The organism is Natronosalvus amylolyticus, from assembly GCF_024298845.1.
Taxonomy (GTDB): Archaea; Halobacteriota; Halobacteria; order Halobacteriales; family Natrialbaceae; genus Natronosalvus; species Natronosalvus amylolyticus.
In genome coordinates, this window is sequence record NZ_CP101156.1 from 409775 (window position 1) to 433353 (window position 23579).

General features: G+C 58.3%; 20 protein-coding genes. 7 read left to right on the forward strand and 13 right to left on the reverse strand.

Annotated elements, in window-relative coordinates:
* Nucleotides 1–59 precede the first annotated feature (59 nt).
* The 6 genes from NLK60_RS01995 to NLK60_RS02020 form a co-directional block, all read right to left on the reverse strand.
* Nucleotides 60–1487: a hypothetical protein gene (locus tag NLK60_RS01995; protein WP_254809232.1), complete on the reverse strand. Its 1428-nt coding sequence runs from the start codon at nt 1485–1487 to the stop codon at nt 60–62.
* 5 nt (nt 1488–1492) lie between these two features.
* Nucleotides 1493–2257 carry an ABC transporter ATP-binding protein gene (locus NLK60_RS02000; RefSeq protein WP_254809233.1) on the reverse strand — a complete coding sequence of 255 codons (765 nt, stop codon included), beginning with the start codon at nt 2255–2257 and terminating at the stop codon, nt 1493–1495.
* Nucleotides 2258–2478: 221 nt separating this feature from the next.
* Entirely contained in the window at nt 2479–3234 is a 756-nt protein-coding gene (locus tag NLK60_RS02005; protein ID WP_254809234.1) for a cob(I)yrinic acid a,c-diamide adenosyltransferase, read from the reverse strand.
* Nucleotides 3235–3269: 35 nt separating this feature from the next.
* The gene (gene msrA, locus NLK60_RS02010; RefSeq protein ID WP_254809235.1) at nt 3270–3806 is read right to left on the reverse strand and encodes a peptide-methionine (S)-S-oxide reductase MsrA; all 537 of its coding nucleotides are present in this window, start codon (nt 3804–3806) and stop codon (nt 3270–3272) included.
* Between the two features lie 89 nt (nt 3807–3895).
* Nucleotides 3896–4243 (reverse strand): hypothetical protein, encoded by a 348-nt coding sequence (locus NLK60_RS02015; protein ID WP_254809236.1) that lies wholly within the window; start codon nt 4241–4243, stop codon nt 3896–3898.
* Between the two features lie 236 nt (nt 4244–4479).
* Nucleotides 4480–5211 (reverse strand): cyclase family protein, encoded by a 732-nt coding sequence (locus tag NLK60_RS02020; RefSeq protein WP_254809237.1) that lies wholly within the window; start codon nt 5209–5211, stop codon nt 4480–4482.
* A 275-nt stretch (nt 5212–5486) separates the two neighbouring features.
* Between NLK60_RS02020 and NLK60_RS02025 the strand changes: the two genes are divergently transcribed.
* From NLK60_RS02025 to NLK60_RS02040, 4 genes are all read left to right on the forward strand, one after another.
* A complete protein-coding gene (locus NLK60_RS02025) occupies nt 5487–6212 on the forward strand; it encodes an EthD domain-containing protein (RefSeq protein WP_254809238.1) in 726 nt (241 codons plus the stop codon).
* Nucleotides 6212–6805, forward strand: coding sequence for an HD domain-containing protein (locus NLK60_RS02030; protein WP_254809239.1), 594 nt, complete (start codon nt 6212–6214; stop codon nt 6803–6805). Before NLK60_RS02025 ends, NLK60_RS02030 begins: the two co-directional genes overlap by 1 nt.
* A gap of 167 nt (nt 6806–6972) precedes the next feature.
* Nucleotides 6973–7242: a MarR family transcriptional regulator gene (locus tag NLK60_RS02035; RefSeq protein WP_254809240.1), complete on the forward strand. Its 270-nt coding sequence runs from the start codon at nt 6973–6975 to the stop codon at nt 7240–7242.
* A 423-nt stretch (nt 7243–7665) separates the two neighbouring features.
* Nucleotides 7666–9048 (forward strand): MFS transporter, encoded by a 1383-nt coding sequence (locus tag NLK60_RS02040; RefSeq protein ID WP_254809241.1) that lies wholly within the window; start codon nt 7666–7668, stop codon nt 9046–9048.
* Between the two features lie 211 nt (nt 9049–9259).
* Here the strand turns inward: NLK60_RS02040 and NLK60_RS02045 are convergent, their stop codons facing one another.
* The 5 genes from NLK60_RS02045 to NLK60_RS02065 form a co-directional block, all read right to left on the reverse strand.
* Complete coding sequence (locus NLK60_RS02045) at nt 9260–12661, reverse strand: disk-shape morphogenesis protein volactin (RefSeq protein ID WP_254809242.1); 3402 nt, start codon at nt 12659–12661, stop codon at nt 9260–9262.
* Between the two features lie 174 nt (nt 12662–12835).
* The gene (locus tag NLK60_RS02050) at nt 12836–13804 is read right to left on the reverse strand and encodes an NAD-dependent epimerase/dehydratase family protein (protein ID WP_254809243.1); all 969 of its coding nucleotides are present in this window, start codon (nt 13802–13804) and stop codon (nt 12836–12838) included.
* Between the two features lie 172 nt (nt 13805–13976).
* Nucleotides 13977–14825 (reverse strand): MOSC domain-containing protein, encoded by an 849-nt coding sequence (locus NLK60_RS02055; protein WP_254809244.1) that lies wholly within the window; start codon nt 14823–14825, stop codon nt 13977–13979.
* Between the two features lie 226 nt (nt 14826–15051).
* Complete coding sequence (locus NLK60_RS02060; protein WP_254809245.1) at nt 15052–16986, reverse strand: thiamine pyrophosphate-binding protein; 1935 nt, start codon at nt 16984–16986, stop codon at nt 15052–15054.
* Nucleotides 16976–17320, reverse strand: a complete 345-nt coding sequence (locus tag NLK60_RS02065; protein WP_254809246.1) for an EthD family reductase — start codon at nt 17318–17320, stop codon at nt 16976–16978. Before NLK60_RS02065 ends, NLK60_RS02060 begins: the two co-directional genes overlap by 11 nt.
* A gap of 122 nt (nt 17321–17442) precedes the next feature.
* Between NLK60_RS02065 and NLK60_RS02070 the strand changes: the two genes are divergently transcribed.
* Nucleotides 17443–17622: an HEWD family protein gene (locus NLK60_RS02070; RefSeq protein ID WP_254809247.1), complete on the forward strand. Its 180-nt coding sequence runs from the start codon at nt 17443–17445 to the stop codon at nt 17620–17622.
* 1032 nt (nt 17623–18654) lie between these two features.
* Nucleotides 18655–19884 (forward strand): orc1/cdc6 family replication initiation protein, encoded by a 1230-nt coding sequence (locus NLK60_RS02075; RefSeq protein WP_254809248.1) that lies wholly within the window; start codon nt 18655–18657, stop codon nt 19882–19884.
* A gap of 93 nt (nt 19885–19977) precedes the next feature.
* On the opposite strand, the gene NLK60_RS02080 is transcribed toward NLK60_RS02075, so the two are convergent.
* Complete coding sequence (locus tag NLK60_RS02080; RefSeq protein ID WP_254809249.1) at nt 19978–20118, reverse strand: hypothetical protein; 141 nt, start codon at nt 20116–20118, stop codon at nt 19978–19980.
* A 1086-nt stretch (nt 20119–21204) separates the two neighbouring features.
* Between NLK60_RS02080 and NLK60_RS02085 the strand changes: the two genes are divergently transcribed.
* Nucleotides 21205–22542, forward strand: coding sequence for an RNA-guided endonuclease InsQ/TnpB family protein (locus NLK60_RS02085; protein WP_254809250.1), 1338 nt, complete (start codon nt 21205–21207; stop codon nt 22540–22542).
* A 253-nt stretch (nt 22543–22795) separates the two neighbouring features.
* On the opposite strand, the gene NLK60_RS02090 is transcribed toward NLK60_RS02085, so the two are convergent.
* Entirely contained in the window at nt 22796–23578 is a 783-nt protein-coding gene (locus NLK60_RS02090; protein ID WP_254809251.1) for an aspartate/glutamate racemase family protein, read from the reverse strand.
* Between the last annotated feature and the right edge of the window lies 1 nt (nt 23579).

The following is a 23579-nucleotide window of genomic DNA, read 5'->3' on the forward strand; positions in this document are numbered from 1 at the left end:
TTTCACGCAATCGGAGTCGCATTGGGGAACTATCCAGCAAGGGTGACCGGGCTGGCCGGTCACCCGGTTCGGTATCGCCGTTCCCATCGCGGACCGGCAGCGCGGGCGAGCGCCAGCCCGATACCTCCCGCTAGCACACCGACAGACAGGAGACCGCCAACGTGAACGACACTCGAGCCGTCGAACACGAAACCAATGAGGAGTGCCGGAACCAGAACGGCGGCGACGGCGAGGGTAAACGCCACGAAACGAACCGCATCGAACAGGAATTCGTTGGGGTCGAATCCGGCGATGGCGACCGTCACGCCGTAGTAATAAAGCGAGAAGCCGCCGAGCAAGACGCCCCCAACGATGGCCTCGAGTGGGGCCACACCGTACCAGAAGAGTGCGACGACGTACGGGACGAACATCGTCGGCCCGCCGACGAGATAAAACGCCAGCCGTTTGGCTCGAAACACGGCCGTGACAGAGACCGGGTAGGCGAGATACGCCTCGACGGAATCGAACTGGGTTAACCAGTTATACGTCGTAAACGCCGTCAGCCCGAGAATGCCGCCGAAGAAAATACCAGATGCTGGCTCGACGCCGACGATGGTACGTACGATGGTCTCGAGTGCAACGGTCGTCCCAAACAGAATCGCGGCAGAGACGACCGGTTTCCAGAGACCGCCACTCGAGCGAGCCAGGTCAAGCAACGTCTTTCTCACGAGCGGATCACTCGAGCCAGGGACGCGCTCCACCCAGGTAGCACGCGTCGAGGTCGAGTGTGTATCTCCGGTAGCCATCGGGTCGTACAGTCGAAGTGCACCGAGGGCGATGACCGCTGTTACCCCTGCGACACCACCGCCAATCCAGACCGGGCCGTCGACGAACACCAGCCAAGAGAGGTAACTGCCGTCCACGCCGAATTGTAACAACCCGATTCCTGCCAGCAGTCCGCCGAGGGCGAACCAGCGGGTCGATACGCCTCGAGTCCGAAGTGCAATCAACGTGAGCGTGAGGGTCCCGCCGACCAGAAAAACCAGACTCAGCGATAGCCACGTGGTGACGACCCGCCACGCGATCAGCGGGTCGAGTCCCTCGAGCGCGATGGCGGCAGTCGAGAGCGGCAACACGAAGACGACGGCATAGAAAATCGCGTCTTTGAGCAGAAAGTGACCGAGCAACCGCCGCTGAGCAATCGGCAACGTCGACGAGGTACCGAGGACGGGGGTAATCTCGCCGAAGATATTCTCGAGCATGTCCGAACCGACGAACGCCGCCGAACCGCTGTAGAGGCCGAACGCGAGCACGGCGAGGTGTAAGCCGGTTCGAATCGCTTTCGTCGAGTAGCCGGTTTCGACCATGGCATACGACCCGACGGCAACCAGTGTCGCGATCACCAGTGGGAAGAGGAGAAATCGTCTGCCGCCGAACAGGCGCGTGTGCAGTCGCCACTCCTCACGAAAGAGCGTGACGAACAGCGTTCGGTCGAGGCTGGCCCCCATCGCAATCACTCCGGAGTTGGCGCGAGGGTTTCGACTCCCTCTGGCATATCGCGCGGTTCCTGGCTCGAGACGGCATCGATGAATCGCTGTCGGAGTGAACCATTCTCAGGGAGTGGGAGCTGTTCGACAGCGAGGCAGGTCCCGTCGGCGACGATGCCGACTCGCGTGCAGATCGACTCGGCCACCTCGATGTTGTGTGTCGAGACGAAAATCGTGTTTCCGTCGGCACAGTAGGCCCGTAAAAACGACTTTACCTGCTCCTGGACGATGGGATCGAGATTAGCCAGCGGTTCGTCGATACAGACCAGTTTCGGCTCGTGGAGAAACGCCTGTGTAATCATCACCTTCTGTTGCTGGCCGCGCGAGAGGTCAGTATGGAGGGTGTCTAACTTCCCTCGAAAGCCAAGTCGGTCGACCCACTCCTCAATCCGGCCTGCCAGCGTTTCTGGCTCGAGGCCCCGAATCTGCCCCACGAACTCGAAGTACTCTCGAGGGGTGAGAAAGCTCGGCGGGGACTGCTTTTCCGGAAGGATACCCACGCGACGACGCGCCTCGAGTGGCTCCTCCGTCGGATCGACACCGAGAACCGAGATTTCACCACTATCGGGAACCAGCTGTCCGGTCACCAGTGCGATGGTCGTCGTTTTACCGGCCCCGTTGGGGCCCAGAAAGCCGAATAGCTCCCCTGCATCGACCTCGAACGTCATTCCCGAGAGCGCCTGGACCGAGCCAAACGATTTCTCGAGTCCAGAGACACGAAGGGCGGACATTGATTGGATGCACTTTGCAGTGAATGTGACATAACTGTACTGTCCATATTGTCTCGAAAAGACAGGTCCAAAGGGGGTACGCCGACGGTCGTGGCAATCTCGAAGGGAAGTGTCTCTTGAATCGTCCGGACTCCTCGAGTGACAGTGATTCGTAAAACTCTCGAGAGACTCGAGTGGAGGGGGGTACCGCTCGAGTGTCGCAGGACTTTCACGAGTCGCTATCAGTATTCGGTTCCGCGTCTGGCTCGCTGTCCGGCATCGATCGGATGGCGTTGTTTGGTCACCTTCGTGACGAGGTCTGCAACCTCGAGCAGATACGTCGGTTCGGCGTGGCTGCCGGTCAACACGAGCTCCATATCGTCGGGCTTCTCATCGATCACAGACAGCACGTCCGCCGGCTCGAGCAGCCCCATATCTGCAGCGTACAGAATCTCGTCGAGAATCAGCATGTGGACGCCATCGTCGGCGTCTCTCTCGAGGGCGAGCGGTTCGGTAAGGTCGGCGTCCGCGGCTGCCGAAAGCAGTTCCCTGGCTCGGTCGAGGCCAACCTGGGCTTGCCGTTCGTGATCGGCTTCGTCGCTTCCGTCGGCCATGCCGTGCCAGCCGTAGTGGCCCAGGTTTTCGTAACTGAATCCAGGCAAGGCGGCGATAGTGTTGTACTCTCCGCGAACGGCTTCCACGCTCGAGGCCCCGCCTTTCATGAACTGGAGCATGTGCACGCGATAGCCGTTTCCGGCAGCGCGGAGGCCCATTCCCATCGCGGCAGTCGTCTTCCCCTTGCCGTCTCCCCACCAGACCTGCACGAGGCCGAACTCCTCGGGAGCCGCGGGCGTGATTGGCTGTGCCTCGGGTGTCTCGCCCTTCCCCGGCGTCCGCTCGAGGGTCGCGTCTCGAGACTGATAGCCCGATTCGTCCCCACCAGCGCTCCCATCAGAGGGGGATTCGTTGGTGTCGTCGACGTTCGTGCGGTCTTCCATGCCCGGGTATGGGAGTCGGTTGCCTATGAATCAACCTACCTCGAAGGACTCGAGACGCGCTCGTCGAACTGTTCGCGAACTTTGTCGATTTTCGGGGCCGCGTGCATACGACAGTAGGCATCAGTCGGATTCTTCTCGAAGTAATCCTGGTGGTAGGCTTCGGCTTCGTAAAACGTCTCGAGGGGTTCGACTTCCGTGGCAATGTCGTCGTAGCTTCCCGCCGCCTCGAGTTCCTCGATGAACGCCGTCGCGAGCTCACGTTGCTCGTCACTGTGGGTGTAAATCGCCGAACGATACTGGGTGCCGACGTCCGGGCCCTGGCGGTTGACCTGCGTCGGGTCGTGAACCGTAAAGAACACCTCGAGGATATCACCGTAGCCGATCACGTCCGGGTCGTACTCGAGCTGGACGACTTCAGCGTGACCAGTTTTACCGCGACAGACCGCCTCGTAGGTCGGATTCTCGACGTGGCCGCCAGCGTACCCCGATGTGACCGCCTCTATTCCCTCGAGTTCCTTGAACGCAGCCTCGATACACCAGAAACAACCGCCACCGAGCGTCGCTCGTTCCATACACGGTATACGTGACTGACGGGCAAAGAGGTGACGGACGACGACCTCGAACCAGCATCTCCCTCTCGAAGCCCTTTTACGGACTTTGATTATCTGGAATCTTCTTCAGCCCCGTTGTCACCACGTCGTTCATCGACCGGTGGCCCACCCGGGAGTTCGTGGGGGTCTGGCGGATCCTCGCCGCGGACCACGTCGTCTCGTTCGAACAGGTAAAACACGATTCCCGCGAGAACGATCACGAGCAGCCCCGGAATCGGAACAGTCCCGACGAACACGTGTAACGCGAGTCCGATTCCCATCGAGACGGCGACGATTCCGGCCCAGAGCCGAGGGCGGTCGAACCCGACTCGCTGTGCGTCCCAGTAGACGAGGCCAGTCAGCACCATAATTACAATGAGGCCACCGACAGCGACGAGTGGCGACGTGGCGAGAACCATTTGTGGATTAATTGAGTCGACCTGCGCAAAAGCGTTCTGAGAAACGGTGAGGCAACGACTGGGAACCTGCGAGTCCCTCGATTGGGACTCGTGCTCGAGTCAGACTGCGATACCAATGGAAACCGTCTCCAGCACCTATCCCGGAATCGCTACTAGTACCCTCTAAAACGTCGACTCCTGCGTGAAACCGGACATTCGAAATCGGTTTCCCGTAACCGTTCAGCTTTGGGAAGCCACTAATCGACGACAGCAACGGCTCGAACCGGGGACCCGTCACCATCAGCTACTGCAAGCGGGAACGCCTGCACTTCGAACACTGCGTCAGTCGGGAGCGCCTCGAGTCCACGAAGGTTCTCGAGGAGGAGCCGGTCAGCTTCGAACATGGTCTGGTGGAAGGGATACGTACCAGGTTCCTCATCATTCGTCCCAGAACTCTCATCGTTCGTACCAGGGCCCTCATCGTTCGGACCGGAGTCGTCATCGTCCGCTCCCGGCGTAGGGTCGACGTTCAACGCGTCGATACCGAGGTCGAGGTCGTTGGCGACGAGCCAGTCTCCGGCGTCTGCGGTCAGATACGGGTGTTCGAAGTACCGATCGGTGCCCCAGTACTCCGCCCAACCAGTGTAACAGAGAAGCAAGGACGCTGTCTCGAGTGCCGTTTCGGATACCGTCACCGCCTCAGTCAATCGATTCTCGTCGATCGGTGTTCTCGGCTCGAGTGGTCGACAGTCGGCGACGACGGCTCGAAACCGAAATCGCTCGAGGTCGATAGCTTCGATCGTATCTCCATCCGGTCGCATGTGCGCGGGGGCGTCCATGTGCGTCCCGGTGTGTGAGGACAGTTCGAGCCTCGAGGTAGCGTACCCGTCCGATTCGATGGTGGCTGTCCGGCCGATTTCGACCGGTGGTGAGCCAGGATAGACAGTCATCCCCGTTTCGAGAGGATGTGACAGATCGTACAGCCTCATGCGTAGTCTCGACTCGAGTCCGGATTGAACGTTGTGCTTTGCCTGTCGTGGATGAGGACATTGATACAACGACGGTAGCCAATGCTATGATAAATATATTAAATTGTTATGACATGCATATTATTGCGGCTGTGGGACCCGATCCCTGTTCGTGAGATAGTTCGGACCGACACCGTCTACGGCGCACTATCAGCCACACCTGAACACCAGTGCTCACACTCGAGCGACACGAATCCCTCACCTTTTTTGATCTCACATGCCGAGGCTCGGGATGTATGTACAAGCACGTCGCCTTGCTGGTGCGAAAGGACGGGATGAGCCACGAGGAGTTCGTCGACTACTGGCAACACAATCACACGCCTATCGCTCGTGATATCGAAGGTGTGGTTCGCTACCAGACGGTTGTCCCGACCGAACCCGACCACGCCGAGTTCGATGGCCTCGCAGAGCTCTACTTCGAGACGCTCGAGGATCTCCACGACGCCCTCGGCAGTTCGGGGTCCCGGGATTACGACCCAACCAGGGAGGTCGCCGCCGAGGCACGTGCTGACGTCGACAACTTCCTCGACCTCGAGGGCCGACCACGGTTCATCGGCGAGGAAATCGTTCAGAAAGACGAAACAGATGGCGACACGACGGGGCTGTACAAACACTCCGCATTCCTGGTCCGACAGGAAGGGATGAGCCACGAGGAGTTCGTCGACTACTGGCAAGAGAACCACACGCCGATTGCCCGCGAAATCGAAGGTGTCGTCCGGTATGCGACGGTCCTGCCAGCGGATCCCGAGAACGCCGAGTTCGACGGCGTTGCCGAACTCTACTTCGAAGACCTCGATGCGCTGTACGACGCACTGGGCAGTGAAGGCTCTCGAGATTACGACCCGGACCGTGGGAAGGCAAAGGAGGCTCGCGAGGACGTCGATAACTTCCTCGCGATCGAAGATCGGCCACGTTTTATCGGACAGGAGACGCTACAGGTCGACCGGACGAGCGAGGACTGATGGCAACCATGGAGTATGCAAAGCAGGTTCGAGCGGCGTTTCCCGAACTCGAGGCAATCGATGACGGGCAACTCCGCGACCAGGTCGTCGAGGCGTGGGTCCTCGGCCTTGAGCGAGGCGGGTGGCGAACGATTCAGGACATCCCCTACGCCTGGAACATTCACGAGGTCGACAACGTCGAGCACGTCCGCGGGACGACGAAAATCGCCCTCGAGTCGGCGGCCATCCAGCGCGATTTTCACAGCGCAGACCCGGACGAAGACGTCCTGATTGGGGCGTGTTTGCTCCACGACGTCGGCAAGTGCTACGAGTACGTCGACTTCGTAGACGAGTCGCTCGTTGATCCGGACCCGACCTACTGTAGCGAGGAGATTCCACACTCGATCTCGGGATATGCGCTGGCTCACGAGGTAGGTTGTCCACTCGCGGTTCAGCGCGCGATACCGCACTTTCTGGGCGAGGTGCCGACGCGAACGCTCGAGGCCGAACTGGTCAAGAGTGCCAACTCCGCGAGTTCGAACGCGATTACCCAGGCTACGATGGGGATTACGTTGAAAGAGTGGGTCGACCAGTACTCACAGACGACAGGGTGACTGACAGTCGACAGTGTGGCCGGTGAATCACGGTTCGCCTCATCCCGAGAGCCCCCATATCTCGATTGCGCTCGCCAGACCTCGATAGGGGCGTTTGCCAACACCGGCTGTGGTCCGTTCATGCCAGACCGCGCAATGGACAGTATCGCTTTCCGTGAAGGGAAGGCATGTCAGAGCCACGTTCTTCGATTCGCGATCTCCCACCGAGTGCGAAACTCGTGTATTTCGTGCTCGAGCACCACGACCGGATGACGCAACAGGAGCTAGCGGCTGAAACGATGTTGCCGGACCGAACCGTTCGACACGCCCTCGACCGACTCGAGTCCGTCGACAGCATCGACCGTGAGATCAGTTTTCGTGACGCCAGACAGTCGCTGTATTCGCTGACTCGCTCGAACCCTCGAGCGCATCTCGAGTCGAGTGGTAGCCTCGAGTAGACGGATTGAACAGGTCTGGCCTCGAGGATGCGGATATGAGGGCGTCATAGAACACTTCTCACAGGACTCATTCCAACTGCGTTCGCAGGGAATAAGCCGATACATAGGTCTGCGAATAGAACACTACGAATTGTTGAGCATCCGCGAACGAAGTGAGCGGTTCACCGCCCGAGCGCGGTGCGTTCTGACGACACCAACGGGTTTTACCGGGGTTCGACCGAGTGAGCGAAGCGAACGAAGGAAGACCCCGGTAAAAGAGGTTGCTGTATTGAGCATTTTCTTGTAGCACTACAGAAATGGGTGAATTATTCTATGACATCCTCGATATAGCGTTGTGCGACAGACCCTCAAACGCCTCGGTTTGTCTGCCGCAACCGCAGAGTACAGGTGTATCGACCGTCGTCTCTCGGACGAGCATCGAAGATGTCCGACTCGAGTCCATCGTCGCGTTCGCAGACTGGCTCGAGACTGGCGTCACTCAGCGACTTCGGGCGTTACGATGCCCTCGTCCTGACGGCCCTCATCTGGTTTCTCGCGAAATTCCTCCGATACGCGTTTCCCCCGCTTTTCGAACCACTGCAGGCAAGTTACGGCGTCTCGAACACAGTCCTCGGCCTGGCTTTTACCGGCTTCATGATAGTGTACGCCGCGATGCAGTTCCCCTCCGGCGTCCTTGCCGATCGAATCGGCTCGATTACAGTCATTACGGGCGGCGTCGTTCTCGCCTCGAGCGCGGCGCTCCTGCTCGTTTTCGACAGCCCATTTCTCGTCCTCGTCGCCGCCATGCTCGTCATGGGAGCCGGAACGGGTGCACACAAAACCGTCGCCGTTCGACTCCTGGCTCGAGCCTATCCCGCTCGCACGGGGCGTGCGCTTGGATTCTTCGACACGGTCGGCACCTTTGGTGGTGTCGCCGCCCCGATAGCTGTGGTTTTCGTCGCTTCCCTCTCAGTTGCGACCGTCTCGAGTTGGCGACTCGTTTTCGTGGCGGCCGGCCTCCTCGGCCTCGTGTTGGCTGGATTGTTCGTTACCCGCGCGCCCAGACGACTGGCGAACACGCCACGCCACGAGCGCGATGGCGACAGCCGGAACAGTGCCCAACCTGACGAAGCCAACGGTGACTCGAGCGAAGCGATGACCGAAACCGAGAACAACAACGCCGCGCCCTCGAGTACAGAACCGTCGACTCCCGGCCTTCGTCGGTACGCAACGCTGTTTCGAGACCCGCGGTTTTCGGCGTTCGTCCTGGCGACCATCTGTTTTTCGTTCACCTACAACGGCCTCGTTGCCTTCGCACCGTTATACATGACTGAGGAGGCTGGGCTCGAGTTGTCGACGGCAAACCTAATATACAGTGCGCTGTTTGCGGTCAGTCTGATCCAGCTTGTGACCGGCGAAATGGCCGATAGAGTGGGGTCGTTACCGGTAATCGTCACGTCGCTCACCGTTGCTTCGCTGGCGCTCATCGCGTTCGTCGGACTTACGGGCGTCGGCTCTGCGCTCATCCTCGGCGGTGCACTCGTCGCCGTCGGGTTCGGATCGCACGGGTTTCGGCCCGTTCGGGGCGCCTATCTGATGGCCGCGGTCCCGCCATCCATCTCCGGGGGGAGTCTCGGTGTGGTGCGAACGCTGTTGATGGGAGCCGGAGCTATCGCGCCAGCAATTATCGGCTACCTCTCCGAGACTGTCGGCTTCAGACCCGCCTTCTGGATCCTCGCCGCTTCGATCACCATCGCCACCTTGCTCTGTGCAACCCTATTGGTAACCGAGGGTTCGTCGTTCCGGCCCTCGAGCGAATCGACGTGATCGAGCACGATGGTTCGAGATCTAGGTGTCAAGAGCGTGTATGGCTCGAGGCTACGTATCCTCCCAAGCGTCGACTTGTGAGCGAAACCGCGCCGCACTGCGTGATTTCACTCAGGACTGCAGGTCTGGAAAGCCACTAAGACAATACACGGGTGATTGGCTCGAGGTGGTTGATGAGCCCTATGCAGTCACGAACGTCTGTGACGTGCCTTCAGGACCGACTGTAAACGACCCAGACGCCGAGTAAGAGGACGCCAACTACTATCGAAACGCTACCAACAACCGTCTGCCCGGCGAGAAGCAGGCTCAGACCAGCGACGAATCCGGCTGCACCCCCGCCGACGGCCCCCGAAGTCACTGGCGTCGTATTTTCAGTTTCGCGCGTCTCCGCTGGCTGTTCAGCAACCCCCTCTTCGAGCGCTCGCACATCGCTTTGCAACGACTCGAGTGACGACACACGACCCTCGATGCCTTCGATATCTGCTGTCGCCGTCTGAATGTCTTCGATACGCGAGGATACCTCGTCGAGTCTGGTTTTTAACTCATCTTCGACATCGTCGAGTCTGCTTGCTACCTCGGAATCGGCGTCATCGAGCCGGTCGACAGATTCTGCCGTCGTTTCTTGCTCGACTTCGAGTGTATTCACTGTGTCCTCGAGCGTATCGAGTCGGGGGTCGACCGACTCGTGTGTTACCAGCCTGTCGGGTTCGGGAACTCCGTCTTCGATTGACTCGACCTGTGTCTCGAGGTCGTTCAATCGCTCCGCGAGGCTCCCACTCCTGTTTTCGACGGCTTCGACCGTGTCCCGGATGTCCGATACGTTGTCTTCGCGTGTCTCACATTCCGTTGTGAGTTGTTCGACGGTCGCAGTTACCTCGTCGACTGCCGAGTGCTGGGTGGCAAGCTTTGAATCGATGGTTTCCTCCAGATCAGTGCGGGTCGACTCGAGTGCATCCCGTACCCCTTCGATGTCGGATTGGAGTGATTTGATATCCGTTTCGCGGGCCGTTTCGATATCGGCGATTGATTCCTCGACGGATTCGAGGTCGGTTTGTAGAACCTGGAGTGTACTCTCGATGCCATCGATAGCTGCTGTCGCCGTCTGGAGATCTGCTTCGGTTGCGTATTCGGCTTCGACTGTGTCGAGATCCGACCGGAGTTGCTCGACATCTGTCTGTAACGTGTCGAGCTTCGATGTGACAGTATCGACGTCGTCGGTGACGCTCTCAACCTGTGATTCGATTCCCTCAGTCCGCTCGTTCGTCGTCTGGAGTGTCTCATCGAGGCCCGAGATCAACGCTTCGAGGTCAGCACGTTCTTGTTCACCTGTTGCCTCGACATCTGTGATCGATTCCTCGAGATGGCCGGTTCTATCGGTTAATTCGTCGGCTCTCTCGGCGAGGCGGTCGGTCTGTGCTTCGGTGTCTGATGCTTTCGTCTCGACAGCAGCAGTTCTCGCCTCGATGTCGTCCGTCTTCACCTCGAGGTTTTCAGCCTTCGTCTCGATGGTCTCGGTTCTCTCCTCGAGGTTTTCAGCCTTCGTTCCGAGGGTATCCGTCGTCGTCTCGACATGGTCAGTTCGTGTTTCGAGGGTATCCGTTTTCGTCTCGAGACGATCTAACGCCTGGTGAAGAGCCGTTACCTCCCCACGTATCTCATCGACCTGCGTTTCGAGCGCAGCTACTTTTGACCCGACCGAGTCGACTGTTGACTCGAGGGCAGTGATACCTGCCTCGAACGTTGAAAGGTCGCTTTCGAGGGTATCGACGCTCGTCTCGAGTCCGTGCGCATCGTCACGAAGGGCTTCGTGGTCGTTCCGAAGGGCCTCGTGTTCTTTCTCGCGGGTTTCGAGGGCTTCTTCGACCGCTTCGAGCGTCGTTTCCACCGTCTCGAGATCGGACTGGAGCGTTTCGAGTTGCCCGTCGAGATCAGTCTTCGTCGCTTTGTAGTCGTCGAGGTGAGACTCGAGGCCAGCCGTCAGGTCGTCGATCTCCTCACCGAGAGATGTTGCAAGCGAATCAACGTCGGAGTCCAGCCTTTCGAGTGTTTGGTCGAGCGCTTCGATCTCCGCCATAGAGTCGGTTTTCAGTGTCTCGAGAGCGTCCTGTAACCCAGTTTCGGCAGCTTCGAGATCGCCGCGGAGCGCTTCGAGTGCCTCCTTTTCCGCATGGGTTTCTGCCTTCGTTTCGAGTGTATCGGCCCTGGTCTCGAGGGCGGAGAGTTCTGTTGTGATTGTTTCGACATCGCCTGAAACGTCTTCGAGTCCCGACCTGATGGACTCGATTTCTTCGTCGCGCGACCCGAGTCGGTCGAACAACTGTGTGATGGCGTCATCGTTCCGCTGATGGTCGATGTCGCTGTCCATTTCGTCGAACGACACGCTCGAGGTACTTTCGAGGCCGCCCCCTCTGGCTGACTGCTGTACAATGGTTTGGTCCGTCCTGTCCTCGGTGGAGGCAGTCGAGTCGCCTGCTGTGGTTGCATCGGTCCCACCCGAGTTCGAGCCTGTTGTATCACCCCACGTAACCGCATCGAACGCGTCGACGCCATCAGCCGCGGCTGCGAGCGCCCCGCGAACCGGACTCTCGGCTGGGTCGTTCGCGAGACGAACCCCACGTATCGAAAACGGAAGGTTTGCGGCATCGAACCGACCACCGAGAAGAAATTCGATCCCCTCGATCGCTTCGTCACCCCCGACTGCAACGGGTACCGAAATCCCCTGTTGCAGGTCGGCTGCCTCCGCCTGTGTCGTGATGGCGTCGGCCAACTCGCCCGCGAGCGCGTCGTGAGCCTGGGCGAGCGCGCTTTCGACACCACCCGTTGCCGCACTCGGATCGAGCTGAAACCCCTCGAGAACCGATGCGACCTGGTCTCTCGAGTGGCCGGTTTTGCCGGCCGCTTGCTCGACGATCCAGTCAGTCCCCTTCGCCAGTGAAAATGCGAGAACGGGGACGCCGTAGTACGAGAGGGCGACACTCGTCGTCTGGGATTCGATACAGACGCCGAGTCCGGTCACATTTTCGTCCTCGAGTTGGTCGTAGATCACGGCAAATCCTTTGCTAATCGGCGTCCCATCGTATCCCAGTCGCTCGAGGACGGCGGCGACAGACTCTCGGTGGGCGTCCGTCGGTTCCGTCACATCCACGAGGGTCCCGGGCGTGGTATACCAGACTCCATCGTCGCTAGCGTCTGTCGACGTGTCCGGGTTTGCCGACGTCTTTGCTCCGTCGTTCGAAGCGTCCGCTCCGTTGCTCGAGGTACCTGCTCCCTCTCTCGAGGCGTGTGACCCGTCGACGACGAATTCGATGAGTGACTCGAGAGCGGGTTCAGCATAGCCTCGAACGTCCAGAACTCCGTTGACAAAGAGTGGCGTGGCGTCGATATCGTTGGCAGTGGCCAGATCTGCGGCGTCTGATCCAAGAGCGTAGGTCGTCCCCTCGTACTCGATCGTACGGATATCCGTTGGTACTGCCTCATCCCCGTTGTGTTCTTCGCTACCCGATTCCCCCTCGAGGGCGAGTACAATCGCCGGTTCATCGGCTATCCTCGTCGTTGACCGCTCCCCAACGGCCGATCGTAGTGTCCCCGTTCCGATATCGAGACCGAATTCCATGTCATCGGATGTGAGGGCGGTTACTTTGCCTTTTGGCTCTGAATACCAGATGTGAAAATCAGGCCCGTAGCAAACCGAAAGGTAGGGTCTCGCGTGGACGTCGTCCGTTCGCGAAATTAGCTGTTGATACTCGTCCGTTCGCAAAATCAGGCGGGTATGTGGTGAAAAGGCGGTTTACAGCGGTTCGAGACCGTTCTCGGCCCGCAGCACGTCGATGTACTCGCTGAATCCGGTCTCGAGGTCGTACTCGGGTTCGTACTCGAGGTCCGTTTTTGCTGCGCTCATATCGAGTCGTTGGGTCCAGGGGAGTTCCCCTTCGTCTGCGACGTCAATATCGGCATCTGGTACGATCGATTCGACGGTTTCAGCAGCCTCTCGAATGGTTGCAACGGTGCCGCGAACGTTGTAGATCCGCCTCGAGAGTCGGTCATCCGGGGCGAACGTTGCCTTGCGGAACGCCTGAGCGATATCGCGGACGTACTGCCAGTCGATGACCTGATCGCCGTACTCAACTGCGAAGGACTCTCCAAGTGCTGGCTTTTCGATGATGTTGGCGAGAAACGCCGAGCCACCAGTTTCGCGGTATGGCCCATACGCAACTGTCGGCCGAAGCCCAACGTGTGAAACGTCGTGATCCTCGTAATAGACGCGTGCCTGGTGCTCGTTGTACTCCTTGGTCGCTCCATAGAGGGTGTCTGGATAGACGAGGTCGCTTTCGGTGACCCAGCCGTCGTTGTCCGTGTAGTTCGTCGGTGGAGCATACACTGCTGCGGACGATGCCCAGGCAACCCGTTCGACCTGGTCGTCGAGGAGTCGTGCGGTTTCGAACACATTGTTCGTCCCCTCGATGTTGACCTGCAGAGCCGTTCGAGGATGGTCTCGAGCGGTCGTCGTCAGGAGTGCAGCGAGGTGGACGATGTGGGTCGCGCCGGTTTCCCGGACGGCCCGAAGAACGTCCGTTACCTCGGAGACGTCACCGCGTCGGATTTCTACGTCTTCGGCAACGTCCAGTTTCTCGAGAATGCGTGGATCCGTCGAGAGGTCGAACGCGATCACGTCGTGCCCCTCTGCGACCAGGTCTTCGACCACGTACGAACCGATGAAGCCCGTGCCACCAGTGACGAGTACAGTGTTGCCTGCCATTATCACGAACGTCCATACAGGACGGCAAAAGCGTTCTGACATGTGGCCGTCTCGAGCCACCATTGCCACTCATCTGCGCTCAGATCTGTACAAGAATGGCCCCTTGAGGGCGAAGTCCGTGTGAATGATTTTTCTGTAGAGTCACAGTTCGATCACACCTGCCCTCGTCACGCTACTGGTCGGGTATGAGGACACTCGAGTCACCGACTTCGAGTTCGTCACCCACAGCGAGTGTCTCACCCCAGTCTGATTCCGGAACCTTCGTGTTGACCATCAGGCGGAAGTAGTGGTCGAACCACGCCGTATTCGCCCATTCGGGTAGCGTGGCTTCTCGTTGAGAGACGAACGTCTCCTGAAAACCCGGCGTCCGTTCACCGGTATCGGGATGGCGAGTCGGCACCACACACCGTTGGCAGGGATTGATTCCGTACAATCGAGTTGTGCCGATGCTGAACGGTATTGCACGCCCCGGTTTTTCGTAGAGTTGGTCCTCCCAGAACGCCATCGGTGTGCTCACCTCGAGATTCGCCCGCAAACGCCGTCGCATCTCGGTGACGTCGATGTCGTCGAACCAGGCGGAAACGGCCTCGAGCGTTTCCGTCGAGATGAGCGTGGGTCCGGATGCGTCAGTGTCGTCCGGATAGCCACCTTCGTCGTCACGGACGAGGGAAACTTCGTAGCCGAAGAAGTCGGTGAGCCAGGACTCGAGTGTCTCACGATCCTCCTCGAGGTGGAACGTTTGTGTAGTTCCTTCAGCGTCGGTTCGGCCTTGGGTGTTGGCTCGTCCCTCAGTTATCGGGGTGGTTCCGATGGTGACCGTCATCCGGTCCAGGTCGTAACTCGCTCGTAATCGATGAATCGAACGCTCCCGTTTCCCGTTGACATACTCGCCCGACGAATCGAGGATTGCGTACCGACGGTCCCACTCCAGAGCACCGTTTTCGACGAGCGTCGCGTGTTCGACCGGTGTCGGATCGAGTGATTTGATCGGGTGGACGAAGATTCGCTCGAGGTGGGCCATTACTTGTCACATTGGACTCGGAGGTGATAGCGGTGTCCGTTCGAGGCTGTTGGAAAAGGGATAGTGTCCGATTCCAGAGTGCGAATCGTCGCGGTCGTTGCAATCGATTTGAGACCTGATTTCACCCAGTTGTGCTTGCCTCGAGATAGCGTCGGATTATATTGCCTCGAGATAGCGTCGGAAAAGCAAAAGAGCTCCGCGAACTACGGACCGGTCAAGGTGGGGCCTACTCGTGTAAGCCACCGACCTCGTCGTAAAACGAGGACGAAAGCTGATCAGCCATCTCCTCGTCGGGGTCGATTCTGACGTCCACGACCGTTGGGACGTCAGCCCTGGTCGCTTCGGAAATCGTGCGCTCGAGGCCATCAGATTCGGTGATTCTGACGCCGTCACCACCCATCGCTCGAGCGATGGCGACGAAATCCGTATCGTGGAACGTGGTGCCTGGGATCGCATCGTCCATCTGTCGCACCATCCCCAGCGAGCGATCATTGAGGATGACGAAGGTCGGGGCGACGCCACAGTCGACCGCCGTCTCGAGTGCGGTCATCGTCATCGTGAACCCGCCGTCCCCAGCAACGCAGATAGCGTCCTTACCGAGCAGTGCAGCGGTGACGGCAGCGGGGGCTGCCCAGCCCATCGCCCCGACGCCACCGCTTCCGTAGTAGCTCCCGGTGGTCGGTACCTGGAGGTAGTTCAGCAACCAGAATCTGTTGTTCCCCGAGTCAGCGGTGACGACGGTCTCCTCGTCCATAACGGCCTCGATGGCCTTACACACCTGCTGTGGTTTGATCGGACCTTCGTCAGCTGGTTCGGTTTTCTCGGACGTCACCTCGAAGTCCTTTCGTGCGGTTGCCGCTCGCTCGAGCGCCCAGCTTTCGCCGTTTTCGTTCGTCGCTGTCGGCGCATCAGCAGCCGTGGCAGTTGACGCAGCATCAGTCGTAGGGGTCACAATCCCGCGGTCCGCTGCGTTCTCGAGTAGTCCAGCGAGGGTTTGGCCCGCATCACCGATCAGGCCAACATCGGCCGGATAGACCCAACCGGCGTTTCTCGAATCGATATCTGCGTGGATGATCGTCTGCTCGTCGGGTCGAATGAACGATGCCGCTTGCCAGTTGGTATCCATCGGGTTCAGTCGACAACCGACCACCAACAGCACGTCTGCCTCGCTGACGACCCGATTAGCGCCTTCGTGCCCGAACGACCCAATGACGCCAGCTGCTCGTTCGTGTGTCTCCGGTATCGTCGATTTGCCGAGATACGACGTGGCGACGGCAGCATCGAACGTCTCAGCGACATCGACGAGGAGGTTGTACGCATTTCCTGCAGTCGAACCTGTATGCGTTTCCTCACCTGCCGAGTCGTTGTCACTGCCGACGCCGTCCCCGGCCGTCCCATCCTGGGTCCCTGCACTCGAGTGGACGCCGTTCCCGGCCAGAATTACTGGCCGATCGGCCTGCTCGAGGGCCTTCACCGCCGTCTCGAGGTCCGAGTCAATCGGTCTCGAGCGCCAGTTTTGGACCTGTTCTTTGTCGTCCCACAGTCCAGGTGTCTGACCGGTCTCGAGATCGTCAGTGATCGCCGACCCGTCGAAGATGACCGCACAGGGCCCATTTCGTCCAGCAGTCGCGTGTTTGAAAGCCAGTTGAACGCTTCTGACGGTTTCGTTTGGGGTCCGGGGGAACCACCACTCCTTTGTCACCCCGTCCAGTATTTTTGGGAGCGAGAGACCACCGTAATCTCCCCGAGCCTGTTGGTACGGTGCGAGCGTCGAGTAATCGCCGCGTTCTGAGGCCTCGGTGAGGACGACCATCGGCGAGGAACCGAGTCTCGCTTCCATCTGCCCAATCGTCCCGAGACTACCAATCCAGGGCCCCTGTCCGGCGAGAACGGCTGGGGACCCAGTCATGCGACCGTAAGCTTCGGCCATCACGCTCGCCTCGCGTTCGTCTCTCGGCCTGACCACAGAAATATCAGTCTCGCGATGCCCAATCGTCTCGAACACTTCGATGATACGGCCCCCGGGGTAGCCGAATACGAACTCGACGTCGAGTGCCTCGAGAGTGTCTACGACACGTTCTGCGGTCGCTTCTGTGTATGTAGCTGCTTCGTTTTCCGCTGCTTGCGTTGTTTGCTCGTCAGGGCGTTCGCTATCGGTCATCGTCCGACTCCGTATCGGCTTCGTTCAGGTGGACCGTTTCGTCGACGATGAGCGTCTCACTCTCGTCCATGTCGATAAACGTCGCCGCGTCTTCTTGCACCTCCTGTCCGATTTCCGAATCGAAGGCGTCACTGAGCGTTTCGTGGTCGGGGAACTCTAGCTGAACGATGCCATCGTAGCTGGCGTATTCCGGACTCGTCGGTACTGACGTCGCGTATCGCTCGAGGCCAGGGAGCCGTTTTGCGATTTCGATGTGATCGCCCTGCCAGCGCTCGAGGAACGCCTCGTGGTCGAGATCGTCGTTCCGAACCAGTAAATTTACGAACGTGACCATGTTCGTCCGTGCTGTCTCCGGGTCGGCCCTTTGCTCTGTCGGTTTGCAAATATTGCCGGGCAGGACTTGCCGGACACTGACACCGTTATATGTGTGGGCTACCCACTGTCATACACTAACCAATGAGTGTACAGCTACGGAAACCGACCAAGCGGGTATGTGAGCAGTGTGAACGAACCGAGCAGTGGGATGAAACTAACGGCGCCTGGCAGTTGGCGCGAGAGGATGGGTCGAAGTTGGTAGGTGATCCCCATTGTATCCACGAGTGGGACATCAATGGGACGTTTTATCCGTTCGAGTGAACTGCGTAATTCGTCGCGATTGAACGGTAGATGCGAATTGGATAGCAGTTGTCTCGTTCGAGTTATTCGTGCTGGTCGAGAGGTTACAGGGCCGACGCTGTCGAATTGGATGCTGAATAGTGGTAGTTGAAATACCTCCCCCACCCCACTCTGTCGAGTGTTTGTGCTCGAGAGTGGTGGCTTCGGTTGTGAGTGTGTTACGGCCCAAAATGTTGTCTATAAACTACAAACTGCCTGAAGGGATGAGACATCCACAAACTGCCTGAGGGGATGAGACATGGTGATCATTGGCACCCCCCATGACTGGAGCTTCTGGGCTTTCCCCTCAAACCTCTGTAACATATTGACTGACCAGTGCAAACCGGTGGCCGGAGTGAGACACCCCACCATGTCGAGTGTTGTGAACACTGGATTGATTCGAGTAAGCGTGAGTTCTCTCTGCTACCAGCTCGAGGGTTCATTGCCGGTTCAGTGGCTTCCCAAACCTGAACTGGTGGGTGAAATCAAGCGGTTCGATTCGATTTCACTCATGAGTCGACGTTTAGGAGGGTACTCATAGGGATTATCGTAGGAATTCATAGTTTTCCACTGACGGACCGAGATACGTCGCCAAAGACCAGACGTCGAACCCTCCGGTTGGCTACGATAATCCCTATCAGGTGATAATCGAAAAAGTAGTATTTCGGGGATGTACATCTCAATGTAAACCGACACCTCTCTCGTAATCGACACGCTCCGTCTCAATGCTCTGCTCTCAGCAATCGACATCTGTAGCCGCTGACTCGAGGCTTCTGATCAGGTTCTCGAGCAGCCGACGGCCGTTTGAATCTGATGTCGAATACGCAAGAGACTGGGTTACGTCTATTACACAGAGAATCGGTCGATAGAACGGGTGGTCAAACACAGTCGGTTTGGTACAACAGGCTGTTTGGAACACTTGACAATATGGGGTGGGTTATCCCCTCGCCATAACAAACACTCGACGCACTCGACACGGTGGTTTTATATATGTTCGGCCGAGGATTCAAACTAATGCCGCTGTTCGACCGGGACACGTCGATATTTTTTGATGAGGACGTGCTGCGTGAAGACTATCAGCCGGAGTCCATCCAGGAGCGTGACGAGGAAATCGAGACGTACATGGCTTCGCTCCAGCCGGTGATCAACGGAGCACAACCGCGTAACATCTTTTTATACGGGAAAGCTGGCGTCGGAAAAACGGCCGTCACTCGATATCTCCTCTCGCACCTCGAGCGGGACGTCGAAGCGTACGACGACGTCGAACTCACAGTCGTCTGGCTCAACTGTAACAATCTCTCGTCTTCGTATCAGGTCGCTGCCAATCTTGTGAACGAGCTTCGGCCCCCCGGAAAGCAAATCAGTACCACGGGGTATCCTCGCCAGACCGTGTTCGACATGCTCTACACAGAACTCGAGACTATCGGCGGGACGGTGTTGATCGTTCTCGATGAGATCGATCACATCGGTGACGACGACGGAATACTATACGAACTTCCGCGTGCACGAGCGAATGGCTACCTCTCATCGGTCAAACCCGGCATCATCGGCATCAGCAACGATTTGAGTTTCCACGACAGTCTTTCCCCGAAAGTCAAAGACACGCTGTGTGAAGAAGAAGTGCACTTTCCGCCGTATACTGCTGGTGAACTTCGCTCGATTCTCGCCCAGCGGGCGGAGAACGCGCTGTACGAAGCGGCCTACGAGCCAAACGTCCTCTCGCTATGTGCCGCGCTGGCTGCACAGGATACGGGGAGTGCCAGACAGGCACTCGATTTGCTCTACAAGGCAGGAGACATCACGCGCGCGGATGACGCTGAAACGATCACCGAAGCACACGTTCGTGAAGCCCAACAGGCACTCGAACGTGGGCAGATTAGACAGGGGATGATGGAGCTTACCCGACACGGCCACCTCGCGCTTGCGGCCGTGTTGAGTATCGCGATCGAGGAGGAAACGCCAGCTCGAGTCCGTGAAATCTATCCGGAGTATGCGTCCATCGGTGAACGGTTTGGCACCAAACCACTGGTTCGGCGGCGGATGCACGACCATCTCTCAGACCTGGCGATGCAGGGTATTTTGAAACGGTATGCGCGAAACCATGGCCGATCTGGCGGACAGTACTACGAATACGACCTCGACGTGACCCTCGAGTTAGCTCTCGATGTCGTCGATGAACTCGAGGACGTGGACCTATCACTCGAGGCGGTACAAACTGCAAAACGTCGTGGGTTGAGTACGTGACGTCCGCTCCGGGTTAGACGGCCCTTCGGGCAGAAGCGACTGCTATTGGCTCACCTCCCGAACTATTAAATACGTGTTCCCGTCGGGCCACTCTCACCGGGTAGTAGCAAATACGTCCACGAGGCGACTCGAGATGCCGTACAAAAACAGGATCGCGGACGCGGCGACCTGAACCCAGGTTCCGACGAGGAGTTCCAGTAGGTCGCCGCTCGGAACGCCGATCGAAGCAACCACGAGGGAGAGCACTGCTGATGCTATCAGAATAGTGGACGTCCTCGGATTCCACGGTTGGAAAACCTCGGGTGGGTGCTGAGACAGATAGACCCCCAGAACGACGATAGCCGCGGCAAGTACTGAACTGAATACGACCGATGGTGCGAGCCACACCGTTATTTCATCGCCCCGACAACCCAACAGTTGCCGATGGATCATTTCTTCAGTGCACAGCCGTGCCTGCGGAAGGAAAGCACTAATCACGTAGAGAGCGGCGGCAACGAGCGCAATGAGTTCGCCCCGGTTTGCGGTCTTTGTATTGAACCACCAAATTTGCACGGTATCCTCAGCGATCTTTTTCAACTAACCCTTCTTGAACCTTCGGCTGCGTGGATCGCCAACCCGTCCGCGCTAACAGAGAGTTGCTCGAAAAGCTACGTTCCGCTCCAATTATCGTAGCCAGCGAACGTCATTGCACACCCTATCGCAAGATGGCGTCGCGGTCGGTGTGTCAATCGTTTCACTGGCTACTATAGGTTTTACACGACGATCTTCCTGTCGCGAGGGGCGACAATAACACAACAGGTGGCTGCTCACATATGGGTACACGTTCGCGTACCGGAACACTCGACAGAGTGGGGTGGGGGACCCACTCTCTTTCCGTTCACCGAGAACCGAGCAACTATCTGAACACCGACGGCCACCTCACACGAAACACTCGACAAAGTGGGGTGGGACACCTGACGCCACATCCAGGTGGACGCTTCGATAACGCAGCAATTACAGGAATTTGAGGATAAGTCCCCGAGTTTCAGCCGAGGGTTGTCGTCAACTCTCTCTAGTAGCCAGTGAAAGTCATTGCACACCCTCGCCCAAGAGAATGCCGCAGTAGGTGGGTACATCGTTTCACTGGCTACGATATACCACGAACATCCGGACTATCCAACTTAATTCGGTTCCGTTGTTACAGAAAGTCAAGGAGAAAGCCCACGACTTGAGTCGTGGGATGAATCCCACAACAGACGACACGAACCACGAGCGATAGCCAGTCCGAGTCTCCCACGCTCATCCATACCTTTACAAAACAATATTTCGTAAGATCTGGTGATGAAGCGAGCCAACCGCTTCAACGTTCGCCCTCGCTCGGAGAAAGAGCGTGAGGTGTTCATTCGCTGGTTGGACGCTTCTGCGAGTCTCTGGAACGAGACCAACTACGCTCGCCGCCAAGCCTTGCTTGAAGACGACGAAAGCATCTGGGACGCCGACACCGGCAAACTCGAAGGCAAATACAAGGGTGTTCTCAGCAGTTCCGTCGCCCAGCAGATCATCCGCAAGAACTCCGAAGCGTGGCGGTCGTTCTTCTCCAGCAACGAGAAGTACCACGCCGGCAAACTCGACGAGAAGCCGTCGCCACCCGGGTACTGGGGTAACGAAGACGATGGACGGGTACTCCGCACGTACGTTCGCAACGACCAGTACACCATCCAATTCGGGAAATATTCCCGGCTTGAAGTCCCGATCGGCTCCGAACTCAAAAACGAACTTGGGTTGAATCGGAACCAACGCCTTCGCGTTGAAGTTGCTGGTGAGCCGAAGTGGAGCGGCGAGCAAGGCCGACTCGAACTCGTGTACGACGAAACCGCAGATACGTTCAGGGCTTATCAACCAGTCACCGTCGACAGTTCTCGACTGGATTCACCACTGGCTTCGGAAGAAGCCGCTCTCGACGTGGGCGCGAACAATCTCGTCGCTTGCACGACGACAACCGGTTCTCAATACTTGTACGAAGGACGTGAGTTGTTCGAGCGGTTCCGCGAAACCACCGAACAAATCGCGTACTACCAGTCACTCCTCGAAGACCAGCGCAAATCCAGCAAGCGCATCGACCGCTTGTACCGTAAGCGCACGAATCGGCGCAAACACGCCCAAAACACCCTCGTCCGCGACCTCGTGGAACGTCTGTACGACGAGGGCGTGTCGACGCTGTACGTAGGCGACATCAAAGGCGTTCTCTCAACACATTGGTCGCCGGTTATAAACTCGAAGACGCACAACTTTTGGGCGTACCGCCGGTTCATCAATCGGCTCGAAGACATGTGCGAAGAGTACGGTATCAGGGTCGAAGAGGAATCTGAAGCGTGGACGAGTCAGGAGTGTCCCGACTGTGGCGAGCGCGAAGGGACTATTCGCCACGAGGATTCGCTGGCGTGTCCGTGTGGGTTCGAGGGTCACGCCGACCTTGTCGCATCGGAATCGTTCCTGAGACAGCAGAACAACACAGTAGGGTCGATGGCACGGCCCGTGTACCTCAAGTGGAACAAACACAGTTGGCGGGAACATCATAGCCCGCCCTCCCTTGTGGAGACAACGGCCAACGAGGCGTACACAAACCAAAGTACCGCAGCAGGCGGGAATGTCGCTCTCGGGGAAGTTCAGGACGACTGAGGCTCCCACGAGAGGAATCTCACGACTTCAGTCGTGGGTGGATGTCAATGACGAATCGTTCGCTTTTTCGGGCAAGCGATACGGTCGTCACGTTCTATCGCGCTCGGTCCGAGGAAGGGCCGAAACACACTGTCGAAGCCAGCCATCGAAACCGCCGGTTGGCTTCGATGCTCCCAACAAAAGGTTCGTTGCCACCTCAATCGTCAGCAAACAGCACGGATTTGCTGGTCCGTACGCACGGTTATACCCCAAATCAGTCGTTCCAGACGCCTCGAGTCGGGTAGTCCTCGTCAATACCCCAGGCTTCCATCTCCTCGAGTCGTGGCGATTCGTAACCGCCTATCTTGCTGTGTGTCCAGCCCAGCTCGGCGAGTTCAGCCTGCAGTTCCGCGAATTTGAACGGTGCCGTGACGGCATCCAGCACCGGGACGCCGAGTTCGTCCTGTAGCGTTTCGTGGAACCCGTACTCGGCGGTACAGCCCAGGATGACGACCTCGGCGTGGTCTTCCTCGATGGCTGCTCGAGCGGCTTCGGTGAGTCGCTCTCTGGTACACTCCGGGTCGGCCTGGAAATCCAGCACGCCGAGATCGACGGGCCGGAACGAGGCCAGGCGGTCGCCGAAGCCGTATCGTTCGATGGTTGCCCGCATCTGTGGTATCCACTTGCGACGGCCGACGACGACAGAGAAGGTATCCCCCATCGTCGATGCCAGATGCGTCGTTGCCTGGGCAGGCCCCATGACGGGCATCGAATCGGAAACTTCGCGGGCCTCCTCGAGACCGAGGTCGTAGAAACAGCCGATCACGGTGGCATCGACGCCGTCGTTTTCGGCCTCCTTGACCAGGTGCAACACGTCGGTCAGGACGAGCGACTCGTAGTAGTGGTACTCGACGTGGTGTGGGCCGCGGTCAAGGCTGACGGTTTCGACGGTGGTCGAATCGCGTTTCACGTCGTTCAGCAGGTCTTCGATGTCGCCGCTAAAGTCGTCGTGGCCGACTGGGTCTATCCATCTGATTGTCGTTTCGGTGGAACGCATA